Source organism: Burkholderia sp. AU31652, from assembly GCF_002223155.1.
Lineage (GTDB): Bacteria > Pseudomonadota > Gammaproteobacteria > Burkholderiales > Burkholderiaceae > Burkholderia.
In genome coordinates, this window is record NZ_NKFG01000003.1 from 843,827 (window position 1) to 863,595 (window position 19,769).

A 19,769-nucleotide genomic window follows, 5' to 3' on the forward strand; every position below is an offset into this window, starting at 1 on the left:
GCGCTCGCCCATGCCACTGAGCGCTAGAAACTGATCGTCGCGGTGATCGTGTCACTGTAGTTGCCGGGCGCGGGCGTCGTTTGCGCCGGCACCGCACCGTACACGGTCACGGCCTGCGAGGTGCCCGTGCCGACGCCCGTGACCGTCGAACTGCCACCCGTGCCGTCTCCCCACGCGATCGAACGCGCGGCATCGGTGTAAAGCCCGTAGCCGATCGTGCCGCCGCCGCCGCTGCGCTGCATCTGGCGCGCCGTCACGCTGCCGCTGCTGCCGCCGCTCAGCGCGATCTTCCACGCGTCGCCGTTGGTGCATTGCGCGGTGATCGAACCGGTCGCGGTGAGCGCGCCCGACAGCACGCTCGCGGTGCCGAAGCTGACGTTGGTCGCGCTGATGTTGCAGTTGTTGATGACGTTGGCGGTCGCGCTGAACGGGAAGGTGCCGTTCGACGCCGTCAGCGACGCGCAAGTGGGCGCACCGAGCAGGTAGAACCCCGCGTTGATCGATGTCGTGTTGCCGCCGAACGTCTGCGAGTAGGGGGTCGTGCTGTTGCCGGTCGTCGGCACGGTCGGCTGGTTCGCGGTGATCTGCCCGTAGATCGTGACCGTGGCGCTCGCGCTCGTGCCGAGCGCGGGTTTGACGAGCGTCACCGATGCCGGCGTCGTGCCGGAGTAGATGGAGCCCCACGCGACCGAATGCCCGGCATCGAGATAGAGGTCGTACTGCATCGCGTTGGTGCCGTTGACGAGGCTGCGCGGGCTCGTGCCGCCGAGACTCAGGCACACGAGCACGTTCGGCGTCAGCGTGACGGCCGACCACGTGCAGGTGATGCTGACGGTGCCGGTCGCGGCGACCGACGCGCGCGAGATCGGGCTGACCGAGCCGAAGCTCACCGTCGACGCGGTGGCCGTGCACGTCTCGGCCTGCGCATCGTGCGGCACGCCGCACCACATGGCGAACGCGACGAAGAGGAGCAGTGCGAACTTCATGGCGCGGGCCGGCAGGTGAGCGGGCCGAGGGTCGGCAGCGTGCCGTTGCCGGGCGCCGTGAACGCGAATGTCGCGACGCAGCGCTGCGTGCCGTAATCGATCACGAGATGGTTGTCCTCCTTCAGTCCGTCGATGAACGTGAGCCCGTCGTAGCCGACGATCGTGTCCGCGCCGCTTTCCGCGTGATGCACGTGCGCGCCGGCCGGCAGCGGGCGGCCGGCCGCGTCGTGCAGGATGACCGACGCCGCGCGATAGCGCGACACGCCGAAATGCGCGACGACGCCCGATTGCGCCTGCGGCACGACCGTCATCGAGGTCCGGGCGATCCGCGCATCGGCGGGCAGCTTCATCGAGTCGATCGCGATCTGGTTGTTCTGGTACGCGTTCAGGTCGGGCACGAGCAGGTGTCCCGCGCGATCCGTCGTGCCGATCACGCGGTTCTCGTGCAGCACCGGAATGCCCGCGACGCCGTCGGTCGACACGAGCGCGAAGCCGTCGTCGATGCGGCGTGACATCTGCAGGCTGCGGTCCATGAACACGAGCGCGCCGCTGACGTCGAGCGACGCGCCGGTCTGGCGGTCGATGTTCTGCGCGGCCGCGATGACTTCGCCCACGTGGCCCAGATAGCGCAGTTGCGCTTGCCGGTACGGCACCGCGCCCGTGCCGCCGGTCTGCACGCCCCAGCCCCAGCCGCCGTCGTAGTCGGGCGGGCGGCTCGCGTCGACGGTGTAGTTCGACTGGCCGCGCTGCCGGCCGACGGTCGTATTGATCGACGTGTTGCGGCCGAGCCCGATGTTCAGCGAGACGAACGCGCCGTTCGCACCCTGCTGCGCGAAGTCGCGGTACGCACTCACGCTCACCGACGCGAGATCGCCGAAGCTCAGCGTGTACGACACCGTGCCGATTCGCGCGCTCGGGCCTTGCGGCAGCCGGAAGCCGATATAGCTGAGCGACAGCGTCTGGCGGTGCATGAACGGCAGCGCGAGCGTGGCCTGGTCGGTCGCCGACGGCACCGGCGAGCCGTCGCGCGACGCGAGGTCGCCGTAGCGGCCGAACGCGCGGATCGTCTGCGCGTTGATCGAGAAGCGCGGTTCGATCACCTGGTAGCCGACGCTTACCTGCGTGCCCGGATAGCGTCCGGCGCTGCCCGCGACCGCGCCGCTCACGACGCCCGCGTAGCCGAGCCGCATCAGGGCGCCGACGCCGGCGTTGACCATGCCGCCGGTTGCTTCCGCATGCCCCTCGATGGTCAGCGCATCGGTCACGCCGCGCCGCATCGAGCCGCTGACGGCCGGCCGCGCGTCGTAGTCGAACGACTGCAGCCCGTAGTTGCGGCGCAGGAAGCCGGCTTCGAACGAATAGCTCGACAGCCCGGCGGACAGCATGCGCGTATCGACGTAGAGCGGCACCGACGTCGCGACGGTGCGCCCGAGCGCGTCGCGCGTGATGACGGTCGCCTGGCCGGCGCCCGTGATGCCCGGCACGTCGTGGATGATGAACGGGCCGCTCGGCACGTTGCCGGTGTACTGGCGCACGTTGTTGATGTACAGGTCGACCGCCGACGGCACGGCGGCGGAGCCCGCGAGCGACGGAATCGGGAACGTCACGAGGTCGGGCCGCAGCGCGAAGTTGCTGCGCCACTGGAAGCCGCCGAGGCGCACCGAGCGCGTCCACGCGAGCGATCCCGAGATCGCGTCGCCGATCTGCGTCGTGCTCGGCCGTGCCGGGTCCGAGCGGCTCCACGACGTATCGAAGCGCGTATAGCGCCGCTGGCCGTTGTAGAAATACGCGGTGCCCGTCGTGTTGAACACGCCGTTCGGGTCGAAGTAGCGCACGCCGGTATAGAGCGAGAACTGCCGGTCGCCGATCGTCTGCGCGTACGCCTCGTAGTTGATCGCGAGGCCGCGCGACGCGCTGGCCTCCTGCGTGGCCGGCAACGCGCGGCTGTCGACCGCGTACGGGCGGCGCAGCGCGTCGGGCAGCTGCAGGTCGACGCTCTGGCGTGCCGCGTCGTAGCGGTAGCGCAGGCCGGGAATCGTGTCGAGATCGACGGTCGCCGCATCGGCGATGCCGAGCCGGTCGGTCGCGAAGCCGATCGTGCGCAGGTCGGCGCCGCTCGCCGACAGATGGCCGTCGCGCTCGCGGAAGTGCGCGAGCAGCGCCGTGCTTTCGCCGTTGACACTGACTTCGAGGACCACGTCGTGCGTGCTGTCGGTCATCACGAGTGCCGCGGGTTCGTCCGCGCGGGCCGAGCCGATCACGAGCAGGCTGCCGGCCACGATGGCCGCAAGCGCGGCGCGCGGCGAGCGGTGCGGCGTTTCGCGTCCGTTGGCGGGGAACCTGCCGGCGCGTGGCGAAGGGGGCGAGGCCGGGCGGCGCACCGGCGGTCTAGCCCGGCGGCTCCACCGTGACGACCGCGCTGGCCGGCTGCGAATTGACGGCCGCCCGCACCGTGACCTTGCCGCCGAGCGTGACGCCGGCCGGCAGCGGCACGCTCCACTGGCCCGTGCGGCCCGCGAGCGCGTAGCCGAGCAATCCGCGCGTGAGCGGGTACGCGTGGCCGTCGCCGGTCACGAGCTCGACCGACGCGAGCTGCGCGCGGCGCGCGCCGCCGTTGCGCACCCGCAGCACCCAGCCGCCGTTGCTGCGCAGCAGCGCCCAGTCGAGCTGCGGCGCGCCGTCGGCCGCGGGCTCGACGAACACCGGAATCGAATAGCGCAGCCGGATCGACACGCCGTTGGTCGGCGCTTCGCCGGGCTGCGGCAGCTCGTCGATCAGCAGCCGGTAGCTCTGCTCGATGCCGGAAGGCGTGCGCGCCGCGCGCACGACGCGGATCAGCTGCTCGGACTGCATGCCGACCTCGATCAGCGGCGGGCTCGCGACCAGATCCTGGGTGGGCGTCAGCGTGTCCTGGCCGTCGGCCTGGTCCCAGCGGAACACGCGCACCTGCCCGTACACCGGGCGCTCGCCCGGATTGCGCAGCGTGATGCCGGTGGCCGTGTCGTCGGTGCCGAATTCGATCGTGACGGGGGAAATCTGCAGCGACGCGGCGTGCGCGGTGCCGGCCGCGCACAGCAGCGCGGCGAGCGTTCGACGTAATGCGGTCATGCGTTGCTGCGCCGGTCAGAAGTAGACGGTTGCGGTGACGGTCGTCTGATAGGTATCCGGCTTCGGCGTCGCCTGCGCGGGCACCTGGCCGTAGACGGTCAACGCCTGCGCGGCGCCCGTGCCGGTGCCGGCCACGGTGTTCGTGCCTTGCGTGTTGCCCCAGATCGTCGTGCGCCCGGCGTCCTGGTAGAGCTGGAAGCCGACGGTCGTCGTCGTGTTGCCGGTCGACGTGCCGGCCATCAGGCGGCTCGCGACGCTCGAACCCGTGACCGAGCCCGCGTCGAGGCCGACGTTGTACGGTGTCGTGTTGGTACAGGTGACGCTGACGGTCGTCTGCTGGTTGATTGCCGTGGCCAGCACCCCGTTGGTGCCGAAGGCCAGCGGGTTCGCGGCGATCGTGCAGTTCGGCTGCAGTGTCAGCGTGACGTTGAAGGTGGCGGTCGCAGTGCCGTTCGAATACGTGGCTGCGTCGGCGGCAGGTGTCGACAGGCCGATTGACAGCGCGAGCGACAATGTCGTGGAAGCGATGGCGACTTTCACACGGATCCCTCATCGAGCGGTTTTTCATTGGATTTATGCCGCGCTTCGCATGCCACGGCATTGCGAATGCTGATACGAATTGATGAGTCTTTCAATCGCAATGTTCGGGCTGTTTCATTTTGTTACAGTAAAGCCGGGAGTCGATGGAATAAAGCCGGAAAACATTACGGTTTTCGATTTTCTCTCGTGCGGCGCGAGCGAAAGATTTTCCTGTGATGCGGCAATAGTTTCGCGGCTTTGGCGGGGTGCGAAGCGATTTTTCCGATTGACGCAGTGGATTGAAACGGCCGATGCGGAATGGTTGACTGAAATGCCCGGTGAAGCGAAATAGGCAGGCATTGAATCGTTCAGGCAGATTGGATCGTTTTCAGTTTTCCGTTAATGAATCGGATTTTTCAGCGATGCAAGATGTGCCGAATTTCCCGATTTTTATGATTGGCGAATCGGTGAATCGGCATTGACGAGTGAAAACGAAGACGGCCGCATTGCGCGGCCGTGAGTGTGTTCGCCCCACGTGCGGCTGCCCGTCGCGCATGACCGGCGCGACGAGTCGCGATTACGAATTCGCGGCGGCCGGTGCGCGGCGCTGCTGCGCGATCTGCACGAACACGAGTGCGAGCCCGGCCGCGGCGATCAGTCCGCCGACGAGCGGCACGGCCGCATAGCCGAAGCCCGCCGAGAGCGCCGCGCCGCCGGCCGCGGCGCCGAGCGCGTTGCCGAGGTTGAACGCGCCGATGTTGACGGCCGACGCGAGGCCCGGCGCTTCGTGGGCTGCCCGCATCACGCGCATCTGCAGCGGCGGCACGACCGCGAACGTCGCGACACCCCACACGAGCAGCGTGACGGCGGCGCCCGCATGCGTGCGGGCGAGCACCGGGAACGCGGCCATCGTCGCGATCAGCAACAGCAGGAACCCGATCAGCGTGCCGTCGAGCGAGCGGTCGGCGAGGCGCCCGCCCGCGATGTTGCCGATCGAGAAGCCGACGCCGATCAGCACCAGCATCGCGGTCACGAAGCCGGGCGTCGCGCCGGTCAGGTGTTCGAGCGTCGGCGCGACATACGTGTAGAGCGTGAACATCGCGCCGGCGCCGAGCACGGTCGTCCCGAGCGCGCCGAGCACGACGGGGCGCGTCAGCACCGAGAGTTCGGCGCGCAGGTCGGGCATCTTGCCGGCTTCGCCCTTCGGCAGCGCGGCGAACAGCCCGGCGATCGCAACCAGGCCGAGGCCCGCGGTCGCCGCGAACGACATGCGCCAGCCGATGATCTGGCCGAGCCAGGTCGCGGCCGGCACGCCGCCGACGTTCGCGATCGTGAGACCCATGAACATCGTCGCGACCGCGCTGGCCTGCTTCTCGCGCGGCACGAGGCTGGCCGCGACCACCGAGCCCAGTCCGAAGAAGGCGCCATGGTTGAGGCTCGTCACGAGGCGGGCGAGCAGCAGCGTCGTGTAGTCCGGCGCGAACGCCGACAGCAGGTTGCCGATCGTGAAGATCGACATCAGCGCGATCAGCGCCGAGCGGCGCGACCAGCGCGCGAGCAGCAGCGTCATCAGCGGCGCGCCGACCATCACGCCGATCGCATAGGCGCTGATCAGCATGCCGGCTTGCGGAATCGACACGTGCACGCCGTCGGCGATCACGGGCAGCAGGCCCATCGGCGAGAACTCGGTCGTGCCGATGCCGAACGCACCGGCGGCGAGTGCCAGCAGCGGCAGCGCGGCGCTGCCACCCGGGCGGGAAGGAGAGGAAGTCGTGATCTTCACGCGATGGGCTCCTGTAGTCGAGGGACAACGGCAGGGGCCGTTGAGGACAGGGTGAAGTGTGCCTGCATGACTTTTGCGGAAAAAGCCGGGTCCGGACGAAATTATCTTGATTTCATGTCAACAATGCAGCGAGCGCTTGAAGCCCGGCGATGGGGCGAGCGAAAGCGATGTTTTTGTGAAAGATATTTGTAAAGGTCGGCATGCGGCTTCAGGGCGGGAGATCGCGATCCACCGGCGCTTCGACGCGGGCTGACGCTCGCTCCCGCCGGATGAGCGGGAAGCCGCCCACCGACTTCCCGGCGATGGGTGGCCGTGCGGATCGGACGGGCCGAGCAGGCGGTCGGCATCACGCCAGGCGAATCTCGCATCGTCGCCGAAAACCCTTTGCAGACAAGGCCCGCGGCCAAAAAAAGCCCCGATCACAGGGGGACCGTGACCGGGGCGGAAACGCATCCTCTCTTTGGCACGAGGGTTGGATGCGCGCGCAGTATATTTCGCACCATGACAATTCGAAGCGACGTTAAACGGCCGTTTTTGGTGCCAATTTAAAAACACCGGTGCTGAGGCGTCCGGTGTCGTCGTTTTGTAAGAATTTTCGTGGAAAAGATGCGGTTGTTTAGCGTGTTTCGGCAGTCGAAGCGACAGTTGGGCGAGAGGGGATTGCGCCCGTCATTCGGCATCGCGAATCGGGTCGCTCAAGTGCCGGGTGAGGTCGCCGCACCTGCTGTCCGCTCAGCCCGCTTCGCTCGCTTCGCCGGTCGCATCACGCACGGCCTCGAGAAACCGCGCGACGACGGGCGACGGGGGCACGGCCGCACCGTCGAACACGAACTCGATGTCGAAGCGGCGCGCGAGTTCGTCGAGCGCGACGAGCCGGACCGTGTGCGGGCAGGTCGGCGACGCGCTTTCCGGCACGAATGCACAGCCCATCCCGGCCGCGACGAGGCCGATCAACGTCGGAATGTCGCTGCCGACCTGCGCGATGCGCGGCGTGAAGCCGGCCTGCTGGCACTGCGCCATCAGGAATCGGTGGTGCGCGGCGGAGCGCTGCGCGTCGAACCAGACGAACGGTTCGTTCGCGACGTCGGCCAGCGTGCGCGGCGCGGTGGAGCGTCCGCCCGGCGGCGCGGGCATCGCGAGCACGAAGCGGTCGCTCAGCAGCCGCACGCCCGACAGGTGCGGCGCCTCGTCCTGACGCCACGCCATGATCCCGCCGTCGAGCTGGCCGCGCATCAGCGCATTCGCCTGTTCGGCCGACAGCATCGGCGCGATCGACAGCTTCACGTCCGGGCACGCGTCGCGAAACGCCTTGAGGACGGTGCCGACGACGGGCAGCGGCAGGCAGTTCGGCAACGCACCGAGCCGCAACTCGCCCAGCTGGCCGGCCGCGCTGCGCAGCGCGCGCTCACGGCTGTCCTGCAGCGTCGCGAGCAGGCCGGTCGCGTCCTGCAGGAAGCTGGCGCCGGCCGCCGTGAGCGTGACGCCCGTTGCGCGGCGCACCAGCAGCGGCGTGCCGATCGCGTCCTCGAGCTCGCGGATCTGTCGCGACAGCGCGGGCTGGACGATGCCGGCCGCGCGCGCGCCGGCCATCACGCTGCCGGCTTGCGCGACGGCCACGAAGTAGCGCAGGTGACGCAATTCGATCTGGCGCATGCGGCATCCTTTCAGGTTTATCAATATACCTGTCGAGCATAGCAAACGCCATTCGATGGTATTGGAAAGCATGGGAGGCGTGCCGTACGATGACCGTCATTGCCGCTCGCCGTTGCACGTCGCGTGCGTTCCCCCGTTTCCCTCCGTTTCCATTGGTCCCGCCCCATGCCGCTTCATATCCCGACCCCTTATCTTTGCTCGCCAATCGCATCCCGCCGGCTCGGCAGGACCATCCGGCTGAAGCTCGATGCGCTGCAGCCGTCGGGCTCGTTCAAGCTGCGCGGCATCGGCGCCGTCTGCGAAGCGCGGCACGCGGCCGGCGCGCGGCGCTTCGTGTCGTCGTCGGGCGGCAACGCGGGCATCGCGGTCGCGTATTGCGGCCGCGAGCTCGGCGTGCCGGTGCTCGTCGTCGTACCGGAAAGCGCGTCGGCCCGTGCACGCGAGCTGATCCGCGTCGAGGGCGCCGAGCTCGTCGTGCACGGGGCGAGCTGGGCCGAGGCGAATGCGTTCGCGCAGTCGGCGCTCGGCGAGCATGATGCGTTCGTGCATCCGTTCGACGATCGCGTGCTGTGGCAGGGCCACGCGACGATGATCGACGAGATCGCGGCGGCCGGCCCGAAGCCCGACGCGATCGTGCTCGCGGTCGGCGGCGGCGGGCTGCTGTGTGGCGTGCTCGAAGGGCTGGCGCGCAACGGCTGGCACGACGTGCCGGTGGTCGCGGCCGAAACGGAAGGCGCCGACTGCTATGCGCGCTCGCTCGCGCAGGGGCATGGGGTCGAATTGCCGGCAATCACGAGCATCGCGACGTCGCTCGGCGCGAAGCGGCCGTGCGACGCGGCGGTCGAGTGGGCCGCGCGACACGAGATTCACCCGGTTGTCGTGTCCGATGCCGAGGCGGTGGCCGCCTCGCTGCGTTTCCTCGACGAGCACCGGATCGTCGTCGAGCCCGCGTGCGGCGCCGCGCTGGCCGCGCTCGAGCGGCCAGTGGCCGGGCTCGCGTCGGCGAAGGAGATCGCCGTGATCGTCTGCGGCGGCGTGACGGCGACCGTCGAGCAGATGCAGACGCTGCGTGCGACGTTGCGGTAGGCGGGGCGGCCGGCGCCAGCCGGTTTGTCGTGGGACGGCTGGGTGGAGGTCGACGTCGACGACGGATATCTCTGCGATCGTCTGTGATGACGTGACGGCCATCGCCGAGCCGATGCAGACGCTGCGTGCGGCGTTGCAGAAGGCGAGAGGGGCCGGCGGCAAGCAAGTCTGCCGTGGGATGGTCGGATGGCGGTCGACGGCGGATATCGCCGCGATCATCTGCGGCGCGTGACATTGAGCATCGAGCCGATGCAGACGCTGCGTGCGATGTTGCAGAAGGCGGGGGCGGCCGGCGCTAGCCGGCCTGTCGGATGACGGCCGGACGGCAGTCGATCCCGGCGAACGTCGGCATCGGCTACGCATACACCGTCGCGAAGCATCGAAGCAACGTCAGCGACACAACGGGTATGCAGCCGGCGGCGCTGAGATTCCCGTGATGAATGAGGGAGAAGTGTGCGTATCGTCGCGCGGCGCCGGATATGGCCGCGCGACGATACGGACGGCCGGTCAGTGTGCGGCCGGTGCGCTCGCGCCGGACGGTGCGGACGAGGCGACGGGGTTGGCGGCGGCAGGCGCGGGCGATGCGCTCGAGGGCGCCGATGCCGATACGGGGGCCGAAGCGGTGGGTGCAGGCGCCGGTGCGACCGGTGTCGGTGTTGCAGCGGCCGGTGCCGAAGCAGCGGGCGACGATGCCGGGCCGGAAGCGGATGCAGGCACGGAAGCCGAAACCGGCACGGACGCCGATCCGGACGCCGGAGCGGGCGTCGACGACGCGGCCGCTGCAGGCACCCCACCCGAAGCCGATACCGCCCCCGCACCCGACGCCGCCGCCGGCGCGGCAGCCCGCATCGCCGCCGGCGCAACCACGGCCGACGCGGCGGCCGGCACGGCGTTCGCCCCCGACTCGGGCGCGACCGCCGGCAACGAAAGCGGCACCGGCGCCGCGGGCGGCGTCGGCACGACCGGGGTCGTCATCTTCATCGGCTCGCCTTGCGGCGTCGGCGCGGGTTCGGGCAGCGGCGCGACGGGTTCCTTCTCGGCGGCCTTGACGGTCGCGCGGTCGCGGCGGGCCGGGTCGATCTTCAGGAAATGCTCGACGAGATTGAAAAAGCGCTCATAGAACACGCCGGCGGGAATCGTCTCGCTGGCGGTCTTGACGAGCGCGTCGTCGCTCGACCCGATCGGCAGCGACAGCGAGCCGAACACGCTCAAGCCGACACTGGCCGACGTATTCGACTTCTTCAGCGTATAGCGATCCTGCACCGCGTTCACGTACGCGATGCTCGACGTGCCGTCCGCGTTCGCGTCCGCGCACACGACGTGAAACTCGATCACGACGTGCATGTCGTTGTTCGGCTGGAAATTCTTGCTGCCGTCGACCGCATCGTTGCGCGACGACGACACCACATAGCCCTGGCTCAGCAGCGCGCGCCGCGCGGCCTCGCAGGCTGCGTCGGATTTCGAGTGGAACGTATGCGCGTACGGGCTGCTGGTCGCGTCGAACTGTTCCTGCTGGTAGATCGGCTTGGGCGGCGACGAGCACGCCGCCAGCACGGTCGCGGCCGCGAGCGCGCACGAAACGGAAAACAGGCGAAATCGGTTGTGCATGGCGTCTTTCAGAAGGCTTGGCGAGAGGCCGCGCAACGGCGGTGCCTGGATGAAGCGCGCGGCAATCTCGTAAGGCCGGGGCGTCATTATAGTTTCCTTTGATGTCGCGCTCGCTTCAGTCGGCCGAAGCGCCGCGTGCCGCGGCCAGCAATTGCGACGTCAGCGGATGGTGTTCGCCGCGCCGCGAGCGGATCGCGTGGATCTCCTCGGTCACGTCGCCGGCACGCCCGAGCCGGCGCAACCCGCGCAGCAGCGACGCGTCGTTCGCGCCGAGTTCGCTCAACGGGAACACGCCGAGGCCGCGCGCCGCGAACACGGCCATCAGCGCGCTGTCCTCGAATTCCCCGGCCACGCGCGGCACGATCCGTTCACCTTCCAGCCACAGGTCGAGGCGCGCGCGCAGCGCGGAATGCGCGGTCGGCAACAGCACGGGCAGGTCGGCGAGGCACTGCGGAAAGTGCTGCCGCGCGGCCGGCGTGACGAGCGCCGCGGGGCCATACCAGTCGACCGGCGACGCGACGAGCCGCTCGCTCGTCACCCGCAGGTTCGAGCCGGACGGCGCGCCCTGGCCGGCCAGCACCAGATCGAGATGATGCAGCGCCAGCTCCGCGAGCAGCGCATCGTGCTCGCCTTCGTGGCACAGCAGCCGCAGCGTGGGCGTATCCAGCACGGGTGCGAGGATCGCGTGCGCGGCGAGCTTGGAAATGCCGTCCGCGAGGCCGACCGCGAGCCGCACGGTCGGCTGGCTGGCCGCCGCGCGCACATCGTCGGGGATCAGCCGCCCCATCTCGAAGATCACCTCCGCGCGCGCAAACGCGGCCTGGCCGGCGTCGGTCATCGTGACGCCGCGCCCGGCCGGGCGCAATAACTGGTGCCCGAGCGCTTTTTCGAGCTCGCGCACCTGCGCGCTGATGGTCTGCACGGCCATGTCGAGCCGCGCGGCCGCGCGCGCGAAGCCGCCTTCCTTCACGACGACCCAGAAGTAGTACAGATGTCGGAAATTGAGCATCGGAGCGAAATTTCGGAAAAACCGAACCAAAATTCAGATTCTCTCTGATTTTTCCGAAGTTCGGGGCGGCCTATGATCGGGCTTTCCACTTTCGTATCGGCCCATCTCATGGACTACCTGCTGACGCTTGCCGTTGACCCCGCCGTCTGGGCGGCGCTCCTGACGCTCGTCGTGATGGAAGTCGTGCTCGGCATCGACAACCTGATCTTCATCTCGATCCTCAGCAACAAGCTGCCCGAGGCGCAGCGGGCCCGCACGCAGCGCCTCGGCATCGCGCTCGCGCTGGTGATGCGCCTCGCGCTGCTCGGCAGCGTCGCATGGATCGCGAGCCTCACCGAACCCGTGTTCACGCTGCTCGACCATGCGTTCTCGTGGCGTGACCTGATCCTGCTGTCGGGCGGCCTGTTCCTCGTGTGGAAGGCGACCACCGAGATCCATCACCACGTGTCGCGCGACGGTGAAGGCGCGGGCGGGTCGGGCGGGGCGGTCGGCCTGACGATGTGGGCCGCGATCGGCCAGATCGTGATGCTCGACATCGTGTTCTCGATCGACAGCATCGTGACCGCGATCGGCATGACCGAGCACGTGCCGATCATGTTCGTCGCCGTGATCGTCGCCGTCGCCGTGATGCTGTTCGCCGCACAGCCGCTCGCACGCTTCATCGACCGCAACCCGACCATCGTGATGCTCGCGCTGTCGTTCCTGGTCGTGATCGGCATGACGCTGATCGCCGAAGGTTTCGGTTCGCATGTGCCGAAGGGCTATATCTACGCGGCAATGGCGTTCTCGGCTTTCGTCGAAGGCATGAACATGCTGGCGCGGCGCGCGAAGACGAAGCGCTCGGCACCGACGGATGGCCACTGAGCCGGCGCGCGTGACCCGGCTGCCGCTGCGGTGGCAGGCATCACGCGCGTCATATGGAATCCAGACGAAATTCGCACGGAAAGGAGAAGCGCGATGAAATGCCCTGTCTGCAAGACGCCCGACCTGCTGATGGCCGAGCGCCAGTCGATCGAGATCGACTACTGTCCAACCTGCCGCGGCGTGTGGCTCGATCGCGGCGAACTCGACAAGCTGATTGCGCGCGAAACCGGCGATGCGCCCGCGCGCCGCGATGAAGCCCCTGTGCGACACGATGCGCAAGCACCGCGCGGCCACGATGGCGGGTGGGGGCGCGACGCTCGCTCGCACGACAGCCGTGACAGACACGATGGCCGCTCGCACGACGGCCGGCGTCGCAAGAAATCGGTGTTCGACCTGTTCGACTTCGACTGATCGCACCGCACGTCGTAAAAGAAAGCCCCGCCGGGCGCGTACCCGGCGGGGCTTCTTCATGCGTGCGGGATCACGGCATGCACCAATGCTTACGCGTTGCCGGCCGTCACGTCGATGCGGCGCGGACGCGTTTCCTCGCGGCGCGGAATCGTCAGCGTCAGCACGCCGTCGCGCAGGTTCGCGTCGATCCTCGCCGTGTCGAGGTCCGGGCTCAGCACGAAGCTGCGCGCATAGCGCGTCCCACGGATTTCCGCGTGGCGCACGCGCAGGTCGGCCGGCGTGTCGAGACGCGTGTCGGCTTCGATCGTCAGCGTGTTGTCGTGCACCTTCACGTCGAGGTTCTCGCGCGGCACGCCGGGCAGGTCGGCCCGCAGCGTGACGCCGAGATGATCTTCGACGATGTCGACGGCCGGCGTGATCGCGGGACGGCGGGCCGCTTCGGCGGCAGCGGGGTGGACGGTGTTGGTCTGACGCTCGGCCAGGGTCGGGTTCGCATTCATGTCGGTATCCTGAATATTATTGAATGGTGATCGCACGCGGCTTCGATGCCTCGCGCCGGCCGACGCGAATTAGCAGGCAGCCGTTTTCGTAGCGGGCGCTGACCTGGTCGGGATCCGCGTCCCGCGGCAGCTCGACGACACGGCGGAATGCGCCGTGAAAGCGTTCCTGCGCATAGGTGCGCAGATCGTCGCCTTCGCCGCGCGGTGCGGGCTTGCGCTCGCCGCTGATCGTCAGCAGGTCCTTGTCGATCGACACGTCGAAGTCGGCCGCGGCCATGCCGGGTGCGAACGCGACGATCTCGATCGCGCCGTCGGTGGCACCGACGTTGAGCGCGGGAAAGGCGCCGGGCCGTACCGCGCGAATGCCGGCCGGACGATCGCCGAGCAGGCTGGCCACTTGCCGCTGCACGCGGGCGAATTCGTCGAACAGGTCGCTGCCGAAATGGATACCGCTCATGTTGGTCCTCCTGAACAGGGAACGCGGGAGACGTGACGGCGCGACGCCTGCGGCGGGCGCGTCGTGGAAGCTCCACTGGGTCGAAACGGGGGCGGTGCGCTGCATGCTGCACGGCCCGACGACGTGTAATTAGTGGCAGCCGAAGCGCATTTCAAGAGGGAATCCGCAATCTGCGTCAATGCAGGCCCGCGCGATTCGATGCGACAATCGCCGCCATCTATTGGCAGACCAACGACACGGGACAATCATGGACATTCGACGCATTGCGATCGTCGGCGCCGGCGTGATCGGCGCGAGCTGGGCCGCCTTCTATCTGACGCAGGGCTTCGACGTCGTCGCGACCGATCCGGCGCCGCAAGCCGACACGCGGTTGCGCGACGCGCTGGCCGCGTTTCTCGGCGACCGGGCCGCTGAACTTTCCGCGCGGCTGTCGTTCGACGCCGATCTCGTGCGTGCGCTCGACGGCGTCGACTTCGTGCAGGAGAACGGGCCGGAGCGGCTCGACCTGAAGCGCGAGCTGTACCGGCAGATGGACGACGTGCTGCCCGCGCACGTGCCGATCGCGTCGAGCTCGTCGGGCCTGAAGATGTCGGACATCCAGACCGCGTGCGACAAGCATCCGGAGCGTTGCCTGATCGCGCATCCGTTCAATCCGCCGCACCTGATTCCGCTCGTCGAACTGGTCGGCGGCGATGCCACCAGCCAGGACGTGATCGCGCGCGTGAAGGATTTCTACGATGCGCTCGGCAAGCAGACGATCGTCCTCAACAAGGAAATGACCGGCCATGTCGCGAACCGGCTCGCGGCCGCGCTGTTCCGCGAGGTGTATCACCTCGTCGGCGAAGGCGTGGTGAGCGTGGCCGATGCGGACAAGGCCGTCGCATGGGGGCCCGGCCTGCGCTGGGGGTTGATGGGGCAATGCCTGACCTATCACCTCGGCGGCGGCGCGGGCGGGATCGCGCACTTTCTCGAACACCTGTCGGGGCCGATCACGAGCTGGTGGGACGATCTCGGCACGCCGTCATTCGATCCGGACGTCGATCGCAAGCTGAACGACGCATTGCGCACGATCCAGGGCGAGCACTCGATGCAGGAGCTCGCGGCCGAACGCGACCGCCTGCTCGTCGAGCTGATCGACGCGCGCCGCCGCAGCTTCCTGCCGTGATCCTGATTGCGTTGCGCCGGCGCGGCGGCGCCGGTCATTGCTGCGACGTCGCCTGGCTGGCGGGCGGCGTGTGGGCCAGCCACGCCGGGCTCACGGCCTGCACGAGTTCGCGGTTGCGCGAACGTGTCGCGGCGTCCGGCGGGTAGTTGCCGTCGTTGGTCGGCAGTTCGCCGTCGAGATAGGCCTGCTTGAGCTGGTCGATGACTTCCGCGCGTGTCAGGCCCTGTTGTGCCGGGGCCGAAGCGTCGGTCTGGGCAAAGGCGGGGGAGAGCAAGGCGGCTGCAGCGGTCGCGACGGCGAATCGCAGGACGTTGTTCATGGCGGGCTCCGATCAAGGGGACGGGTACCGGACGCGCGCGGCGATGCGCGGTGCGTTCCGATGGGTCCCATTGTCGCGAGCGAGTGCTGCGCGGACGATGACGCGTTCCGGGCAAAGCTGTCAGGTGCGGGTGCGGCGCCCCCTGTGTGGGTCGCGCCAAGCGCGGCTACAACTCCGAAGCGGCTGTAATCAGCGTCGCTTCGAGGGCGAGCGTCGAACGCGACGCGGCCGTCGGCCGGTCGATCACGTATTCGAGTTCGCCGAGTTCGGGCAGCCCGGCGTCGAGCCGCGCGAGCCCGGCCGGGATCACGTAGCCGGCGAACGCGCTGACGCCGAGCCCCGCGCTCGCGGCAGCGCGCAACACCGCGACGCTGCTGCTCACGACCGCGATCCGGTACGGCCGCCCGATGGCCTCGAGCGATTCGAGCACGCGGCGGCGCGACACGCTCGGCTCCGGATGCATCGCGAGCGGCAGCACGGCCTCATGGCCGGTGATCCGCGAATCGGGGCCCGTGCACCAGTACAGCGGCTCGCTGCGGATCACGCGGCCGCGCCGGCTGCCGGCGATGCGCTTCGCGAACACGAGATCGTGCCGCCCCTCGTCGAGCGCATCGAACAGGTCGCCCGACAGCCCGGTCGAGATCGCGAGCTCGACGTCCGGATTGCGCTGCACGAAGCTCGCGAGCGCGGCCGTCAGGTGCGCCGACGCGAAATCCTCCGACATCGCGAGCCGCACCTTGCCCGACAGCGGCGGCCCGCACACCGACGTGACGGCCTCGTCCATCAGTTCGAGAATGCGCACCGCGTAGCGGAACAGCGCGTCGCCGTGCTGCGACAGGTGCACGTTGCGCGTGTCGCGCTCGAACAGCGGCCGGTCGAGCAGCTCCTCGAGGCGGCGGATATGCTGGCTGACGGTCGACTGCGACAGGCTCACGCGCTCGGACGCGGCGGTGAAGCTGCCGGACTGGGCGACGGCGACGAAGCTGCGCAGCAGCTCGGGCGGTAACGGGCGCATTGCTAAATCCACTGAATCGGTTTCGACAACTTCATAAATGGCCGGATTGTGCGGCGCTAGTATCGGATCACGCGCCAGTGCGGCCTCCGCCAATGGGGGGCACCGGACGCGTAGCCCGTGTCGCGCCGCCGATGGCATCGGTCAGTCTAAGCCATCCGGCGTCCGGCCCGAAACCGCATCATCCCATCGACCCCGAGAACGCGCTCGCACGACGAGCCGCCGGGCCGCGGCGCCCCGCCGCAGGAGACAGACAGTCCGCCCGGGACCGGCGTGCGGGCCTGGCTCCCGCACGCGTCAGGCGCCCGTCACGAAGAGACTGGAGACGACTCATGATCATCTACGGAACCGCGCTGCTGGCGTTCTGCCACCTGGCCGGACTGTTCCTCGGCGACCTGCTCGGCAGCGCGATCGGCGTGAAGACCAACGTCGGCGGCGTCGGCATCGCGATGCTGCTGCTGATCTGCCTGCGCCTGTGGCTGCACCGCCGCGGCTGGCTGCCGAAGGAGACCGAGGCCGGCGTCGGTTTCTGGGGCGCGATGTACATCCCCGTCGTCGTCGCGATGGCCGCGAACCAGAACGTCGTCGCCGCGCTGAAGGGCGGCCCGGTCGCGCTGCTGGCCGCCGTCGGCGCGGTCGCGATCTGCGCATGCTGCATCGCGGTACTCGTGCGCACCGGGCGCGACGACACGGCCTTCGCGGGCGTGCCGCAATTCGAAGAACAGTAACGGAGGCCGCCATGCTGCAGATGCTCGAAAAAACCGTCGCCCACAACGGGCTCGTCGCGTCGTTCGCGCTGGTCGGCCTGATCATGTGGCTGTCGTCGATCGCGTCGCGCAAGCTCACGTTCGGCCGCGTGCACGGCTCCGCGATCGCGATCGTGATCGGTCTCGTGCTGGCCTATGTCGGCGGCGCATTCACCGGCGGCGAGAAGGGGCTGGCCGACGTCAAGCTGTTCGCCGGCATCGGCCTGATGGGCGGCGCGATGCTGCGCGATTTCGCGATCGTCGCGACCGCGTTCGAAGTGCAGCCGACCGAGGCGCGCAAGGCCGGGCTCGTCGGCGTCGTGTCGCTGCTGCTCGGCACCGTGCTGCCGTTCATCGTCGGCGCGTGCATCGCGCGCGCCTTCGGCTATACCGACGCGGTCAGCATGACGACGATCGGCGCGGGCGCCGTCACCTACATCGTCGGCCCCGTCACGGGCGCGGCGATCGGTGCAAGCTCCGACGTGATCGCGCTCAGCATCGCGACGGGGCTGGTCAAGGCGATCATCGTGATGGTCGGCACGCCGGTCGCGGCCAACTTCATGGGCCTGAAGACACCGCGCTCCGCGATGATCTTCGGCGGCCTGGCCGGCACCGTCAGCGGCGTGAGCGCGGGGCTCGCCGCGACCGACCGACGGCTCGTCCCGTACGGCGCACTGGTCGCGACGTTCCACACGGGCGTCGGCTGCCTGCTCGGCCCGTCGCTGCTGTTCTTCACGACGCGCGCGCTGGTCGGCGCGTAGGCCCGACCGATGGGCGGCGCGTGCGCGGGCCGCATCCATCGCGGCGTCCTCTGAGTCGCATTCGTCAACATCATCAATCGGCGGCGGCGCCAGGCTTAGAATGCCGCTGAACCATCGAAGCGGGAGAACTGTTCATGACGGGATGGAATCACGCGCGGCAGGCGCGCGATGCACGGCTCGCGGCCGGCGCGGCTTACGCGCAGGGCAAGCGGGTCGATGCGCGCGACACCGTGGCGTTGCTCGAAGCGGTGCTGCGGCCCGGCGATCGCGTCTGCCTCGAAGGCGACAACCAGAAGCAGGCCGACCTGCTCGCGACGGCGCTCGCCGACGTCGACAGTGCGAAGATCCACGACCTGCACATGGTGCAGTCGGGCGTCGTGCTGCCCGAGCATCTCGACGTGTTCGAGCGCGGCATCGCGAAGCGTCTCGACTTCGCGTATTCGGGCCCGCAGTCGCAGCGCATCGCGAAGCTGCTGTTCGGCGGCAAGATCGCGCTCGGCGCGGTGCACACCTATCTCGAGCTGTTCGCACGCTACTTCATCGACCTCACCCCGCAGGTCGCGCTGATCGCCGCGGTCAGCGCCGATCGCGACGGCAATCTCTACACCGGCCCGAACACCGAAGATACGCCGACCGTCGTCGAAGCCACCGCGTTCAAGGACGGCATCGTGATCGCGCAGGTCGACCGCATCGTCGACAAGGTGCCGCGTGTCGACATCCCGGGCGATCGTGTGCATTTCGTCGTCGAGGCCGGCCGGCCGTTCTACGTCGAGCCGCTGTTCACGCGCGATCCGGCGGCGATCACCGAAACGCAGATCCTCACCGCGATGCTCGCGATCAAGGGCATCTACGAGCCGTACGGCATCAAGCGCCTGAACCACGGGATCGGCTTCAACACGGCCGCGATCGAGCTGCTGCTGCCGACCTACGGCGAGAAGCTCGGGCTGAAGGGCAAGGTCTGCTCGCACTGGGCGCTCAATCCGCACCCGACGCTGATTCCCGCGATCGAGTCGGGCTGGGTCGAGCAGATCCACTGCTTCGGCTCGGAAGTCGGGATGGACGACTACATCCGCGCGCGTTCCGACATCTGGTTCACGGGCTCAGACGGGTCGCTGCGCTCGAACCGCGCGTTCTGCCAGACCGCCGGCCTCTATGCGTGCGACATGTTCATCGGCTCGACGCTGCAGATCGACCTGTCCGGCCATTCGTCGACGGTCACGGCCGAGCGTATCGCCGGTTTCGGCGGCGCGCCGAACATGGGCAGCGACGCGCGCGGCCGGCGCCATCCGAGCGAGCCGTGGCTGAAGGCCGGCGCGGAAGCCGACCCCGACACGCCGGCGGCGCTCAGGCGCGGCCGCAAGCTCGTCGTGCAGATCGGCGAGACGTTCGGCGACAAGAACGTGCCGATGTTCGTCGAGAAGCTCGATGCGCTGAAGCTCGCGGACAAGCTGCAGCTCGACCTCGCGCCGATCATGGTCTACGGCGACGACGTCACGCACATCGTCACCGAGGAAGGGATCGCGAACCTGCTGATGTGCCGCGACAAGGACGAACGCGAGCACGCGATCCGCGGCGTCGCCGGCTATACGGAAATCGGTCGCGGCCGCGACCGGAAGATGGTCGAGCGGCTGCGCGAACGCGGCGTGATCCGCCGCCCGGAGGATCTCGGCATCGATCCGCTCGACGCCGACCGCCGCTGGCTCGCCGCGCGTTCGATCAAGGATCTCGTGCACTGGTCGGGCGGCCTGTATGCGCCGCCGGCCCGGTTCCGCAACTGGTAAG

At 68.8% G+C, this 19,769-nt stretch carries 21 protein-coding genes; 9 read left to right on the forward strand and 12 right to left on the reverse strand.

The annotated features are described in order from the left end of the window. Window positions 1–23: 23 nt before the first annotated feature. The 4 genes from CFB40_RS06630 to CFB40_RS06645 are packed head-to-tail and all read right to left on the reverse strand — an operon-like array spanning window position 24 to window position 4,595. Window positions 24–986, reverse strand: coding sequence for a Csu type fimbrial protein (locus tag CFB40_RS06630; RefSeq protein WP_089430863.1), 963 nt, complete (start codon window positions 984–986; stop codon window positions 24–26). Beyond that, window positions 983–3,367: a fimbria/pilus outer membrane usher protein gene (locus CFB40_RS06635; RefSeq protein ID WP_089430864.1), complete on the reverse strand. Its 2,385-nt coding sequence runs from the start codon at window positions 3,365–3,367 to the stop codon at window positions 983–985. The genes CFB40_RS06630 and CFB40_RS06635 overlap by 4 nt, the downstream gene beginning before the upstream one ends. A 7-nt stretch (window positions 3,368–3,374) precedes the next feature. Continuing rightward, a complete protein-coding gene (locus CFB40_RS06640) occupies window positions 3,375–4,094 on the reverse strand; it encodes a fimbrial biogenesis chaperone (RefSeq protein ID WP_089430865.1) in 720 nt (239 codons plus the stop codon). Between the two features lie 15 nt (window positions 4,095–4,109). Next, the gene (locus tag CFB40_RS06645) at window positions 4,110–4,595 is read right to left on the reverse strand and encodes a Csu type fimbrial protein (RefSeq protein ID WP_373452675.1); all 486 of its coding nucleotides are present in this window, start codon (window positions 4,593–4,595) and stop codon (window positions 4,110–4,112) included. A gap of 121 nt (window positions 4,596–4,716) precedes the next feature. Between CFB40_RS06645 and CFB40_RS37800 the strand changes: the two genes are divergently transcribed. Continuing rightward, window positions 4,717–4,965, forward strand: a complete 249-nt coding sequence (locus CFB40_RS37800; RefSeq protein ID WP_143329816.1) for a hypothetical protein — start codon at window positions 4,717–4,719, stop codon at window positions 4,963–4,965. Window positions 4,966–5,190: 225 nt separating this feature from the next. Here CFB40_RS37800 and CFB40_RS06650 read toward each other — a convergent pair whose 3' ends face one another. Together CFB40_RS06650 and CFB40_RS06655 are read right to left on the reverse strand one after the other, a co-directional pair. Further along, complete coding sequence (locus CFB40_RS06650; protein ID WP_089424973.1) at window positions 5,191–6,396, reverse strand: MFS transporter; 1,206 nt, start codon at window positions 6,394–6,396, stop codon at window positions 5,191–5,193. 732 nt (window positions 6,397–7,128) lie between these two features. Next, entirely contained in the window at window positions 7,129–8,049 is a 921-nt protein-coding gene (locus CFB40_RS06655; RefSeq protein WP_089430866.1) for a LysR family transcriptional regulator, read from the reverse strand. A gap of 165 nt (window positions 8,050–8,214) precedes the next feature. Here CFB40_RS06655 and CFB40_RS06660 point away from each other — a divergent pair, with 165 nt between their 5' ends. Together CFB40_RS06660 and CFB40_RS38560 are read left to right on the forward strand one after the other, a co-directional pair. Beyond that, entirely contained in the window at window positions 8,215–9,135 is a 921-nt protein-coding gene (locus CFB40_RS06660) for a pyridoxal-phosphate dependent enzyme (RefSeq protein ID WP_089430867.1), read from the forward strand. Window positions 9,136–9,226: 91 nt separating this feature from the next. Further along, complete coding sequence (locus CFB40_RS38560) at window positions 9,227–9,367, forward strand: hypothetical protein (RefSeq protein WP_179255254.1); 141 nt, start codon at window positions 9,227–9,229, stop codon at window positions 9,365–9,367. Window positions 9,368–9,642: 275 nt separating this feature from the next. Here the strand turns inward: CFB40_RS38560 and CFB40_RS06665 are convergent, their stop codons facing one another. Together CFB40_RS06665 and CFB40_RS06670 are read right to left on the reverse strand one after the other, a co-directional pair. Beyond that, a complete protein-coding gene (locus CFB40_RS06665) occupies window positions 9,643–10,743 on the reverse strand; it encodes a DUF2242 domain-containing protein (RefSeq protein ID WP_089431380.1) in 1,101 nt (366 codons plus the stop codon). 115 nt (window positions 10,744–10,858) lie between these two features. Continuing rightward, window positions 10,859–11,752 (reverse strand): LysR family transcriptional regulator, encoded by an 894-nt coding sequence (locus CFB40_RS06670; RefSeq protein WP_089430868.1) that lies wholly within the window; start codon window positions 11,750–11,752, stop codon window positions 10,859–10,861. A gap of 108 nt (window positions 11,753–11,860) precedes the next feature. Here CFB40_RS06670 and CFB40_RS06675 point away from each other — a divergent pair, with 108 nt between their 5' ends. Together CFB40_RS06675 and CFB40_RS06680 are read left to right on the forward strand one after the other, a co-directional pair. After that, entirely contained in the window at window positions 11,861–12,616 is a 756-nt protein-coding gene (locus CFB40_RS06675) for a TerC family protein (protein WP_089430869.1), read from the forward strand. A 93-nt stretch (window positions 12,617–12,709) separates the two neighbouring features. Further along, window positions 12,710–13,027, forward strand: coding sequence for a TFIIB-type zinc ribbon-containing protein (locus CFB40_RS06680; RefSeq protein WP_089424977.1), 318 nt, complete (start codon window positions 12,710–12,712; stop codon window positions 13,025–13,027). Window positions 13,028–13,116: 89 nt separating this feature from the next. Here CFB40_RS06680 and CFB40_RS06685 read toward each other — a convergent pair whose 3' ends face one another. After that, window positions 13,117–13,527, reverse strand: a complete 411-nt coding sequence (locus tag CFB40_RS06685; protein WP_089430870.1) for an Hsp20/alpha crystallin family protein — start codon at window positions 13,525–13,527, stop codon at window positions 13,117–13,119. 16 nt (window positions 13,528–13,543) lie between these two features. After that, the gene (locus CFB40_RS06690) at window positions 13,544–13,984 is read right to left on the reverse strand and encodes an Hsp20/alpha crystallin family protein (protein WP_089430871.1); all 441 of its coding nucleotides are present in this window, start codon (window positions 13,982–13,984) and stop codon (window positions 13,544–13,546) included. Between the two features lie 247 nt (window positions 13,985–14,231). Between CFB40_RS06690 and CFB40_RS06695 the strand changes: the two genes are divergently transcribed. After that, window positions 14,232–15,149, forward strand: a complete 918-nt coding sequence (locus tag CFB40_RS06695; RefSeq protein ID WP_089430872.1) for a 3-hydroxyacyl-CoA dehydrogenase NAD-binding domain-containing protein — start codon at window positions 14,232–14,234, stop codon at window positions 15,147–15,149. A 34-nt stretch (window positions 15,150–15,183) separates the two neighbouring features. Here the strand turns inward: CFB40_RS06695 and CFB40_RS06700 are convergent, their stop codons facing one another. Both CFB40_RS06700 and CFB40_RS06705 read right to left on the reverse strand, forming a co-directional pair. Next, on the reverse strand, window positions 15,184–15,468 hold the full coding sequence (locus CFB40_RS06700) for a DUF4148 domain-containing protein (RefSeq protein WP_089424981.1): 285 nt from the start codon (window positions 15,466–15,468) through the stop codon (window positions 15,184–15,186). A 166-nt stretch (window positions 15,469–15,634) separates the two neighbouring features. After that, entirely contained in the window at window positions 15,635–16,483 is an 849-nt protein-coding gene (locus CFB40_RS06705; RefSeq protein WP_089430873.1) for a LysR substrate-binding domain-containing protein, read from the reverse strand. A 329-nt stretch (window positions 16,484–16,812) separates the two neighbouring features. Here CFB40_RS06705 and madL point away from each other — a divergent pair, with 329 nt between their 5' ends. The 3 genes from madL to mdcA all read left to right on the forward strand — a co-directional run bounded on the left by madL (window position 16,813) and on the right by mdcA (window position 19,768). Continuing rightward, entirely contained in the window at window positions 16,813–17,208 is a 396-nt protein-coding gene (gene madL / locus CFB40_RS06710; protein WP_034186756.1) for a malonate transporter subunit MadL, read from the forward strand. An 11-nt stretch (window positions 17,209–17,219) separates the two neighbouring features. Beyond that, window positions 17,220–17,987 carry a malonate transporter subunit MadM gene (gene madM, locus CFB40_RS06715; RefSeq protein ID WP_027784056.1) on the forward strand — a complete coding sequence of 256 codons (768 nt, stop codon included), beginning with the start codon at window positions 17,220–17,222 and terminating at the stop codon, window positions 17,985–17,987. Window positions 17,988–18,121: 134 nt separating this feature from the next. Further along, window positions 18,122–19,768 (forward strand): malonate decarboxylase subunit alpha, encoded by a 1,647-nt coding sequence (mdcA, locus tag CFB40_RS06720; RefSeq protein ID WP_059677620.1) that lies wholly within the window; start codon window positions 18,122–18,124, stop codon window positions 19,766–19,768. Window position 19,769 lies beyond the last annotated feature (1 nt).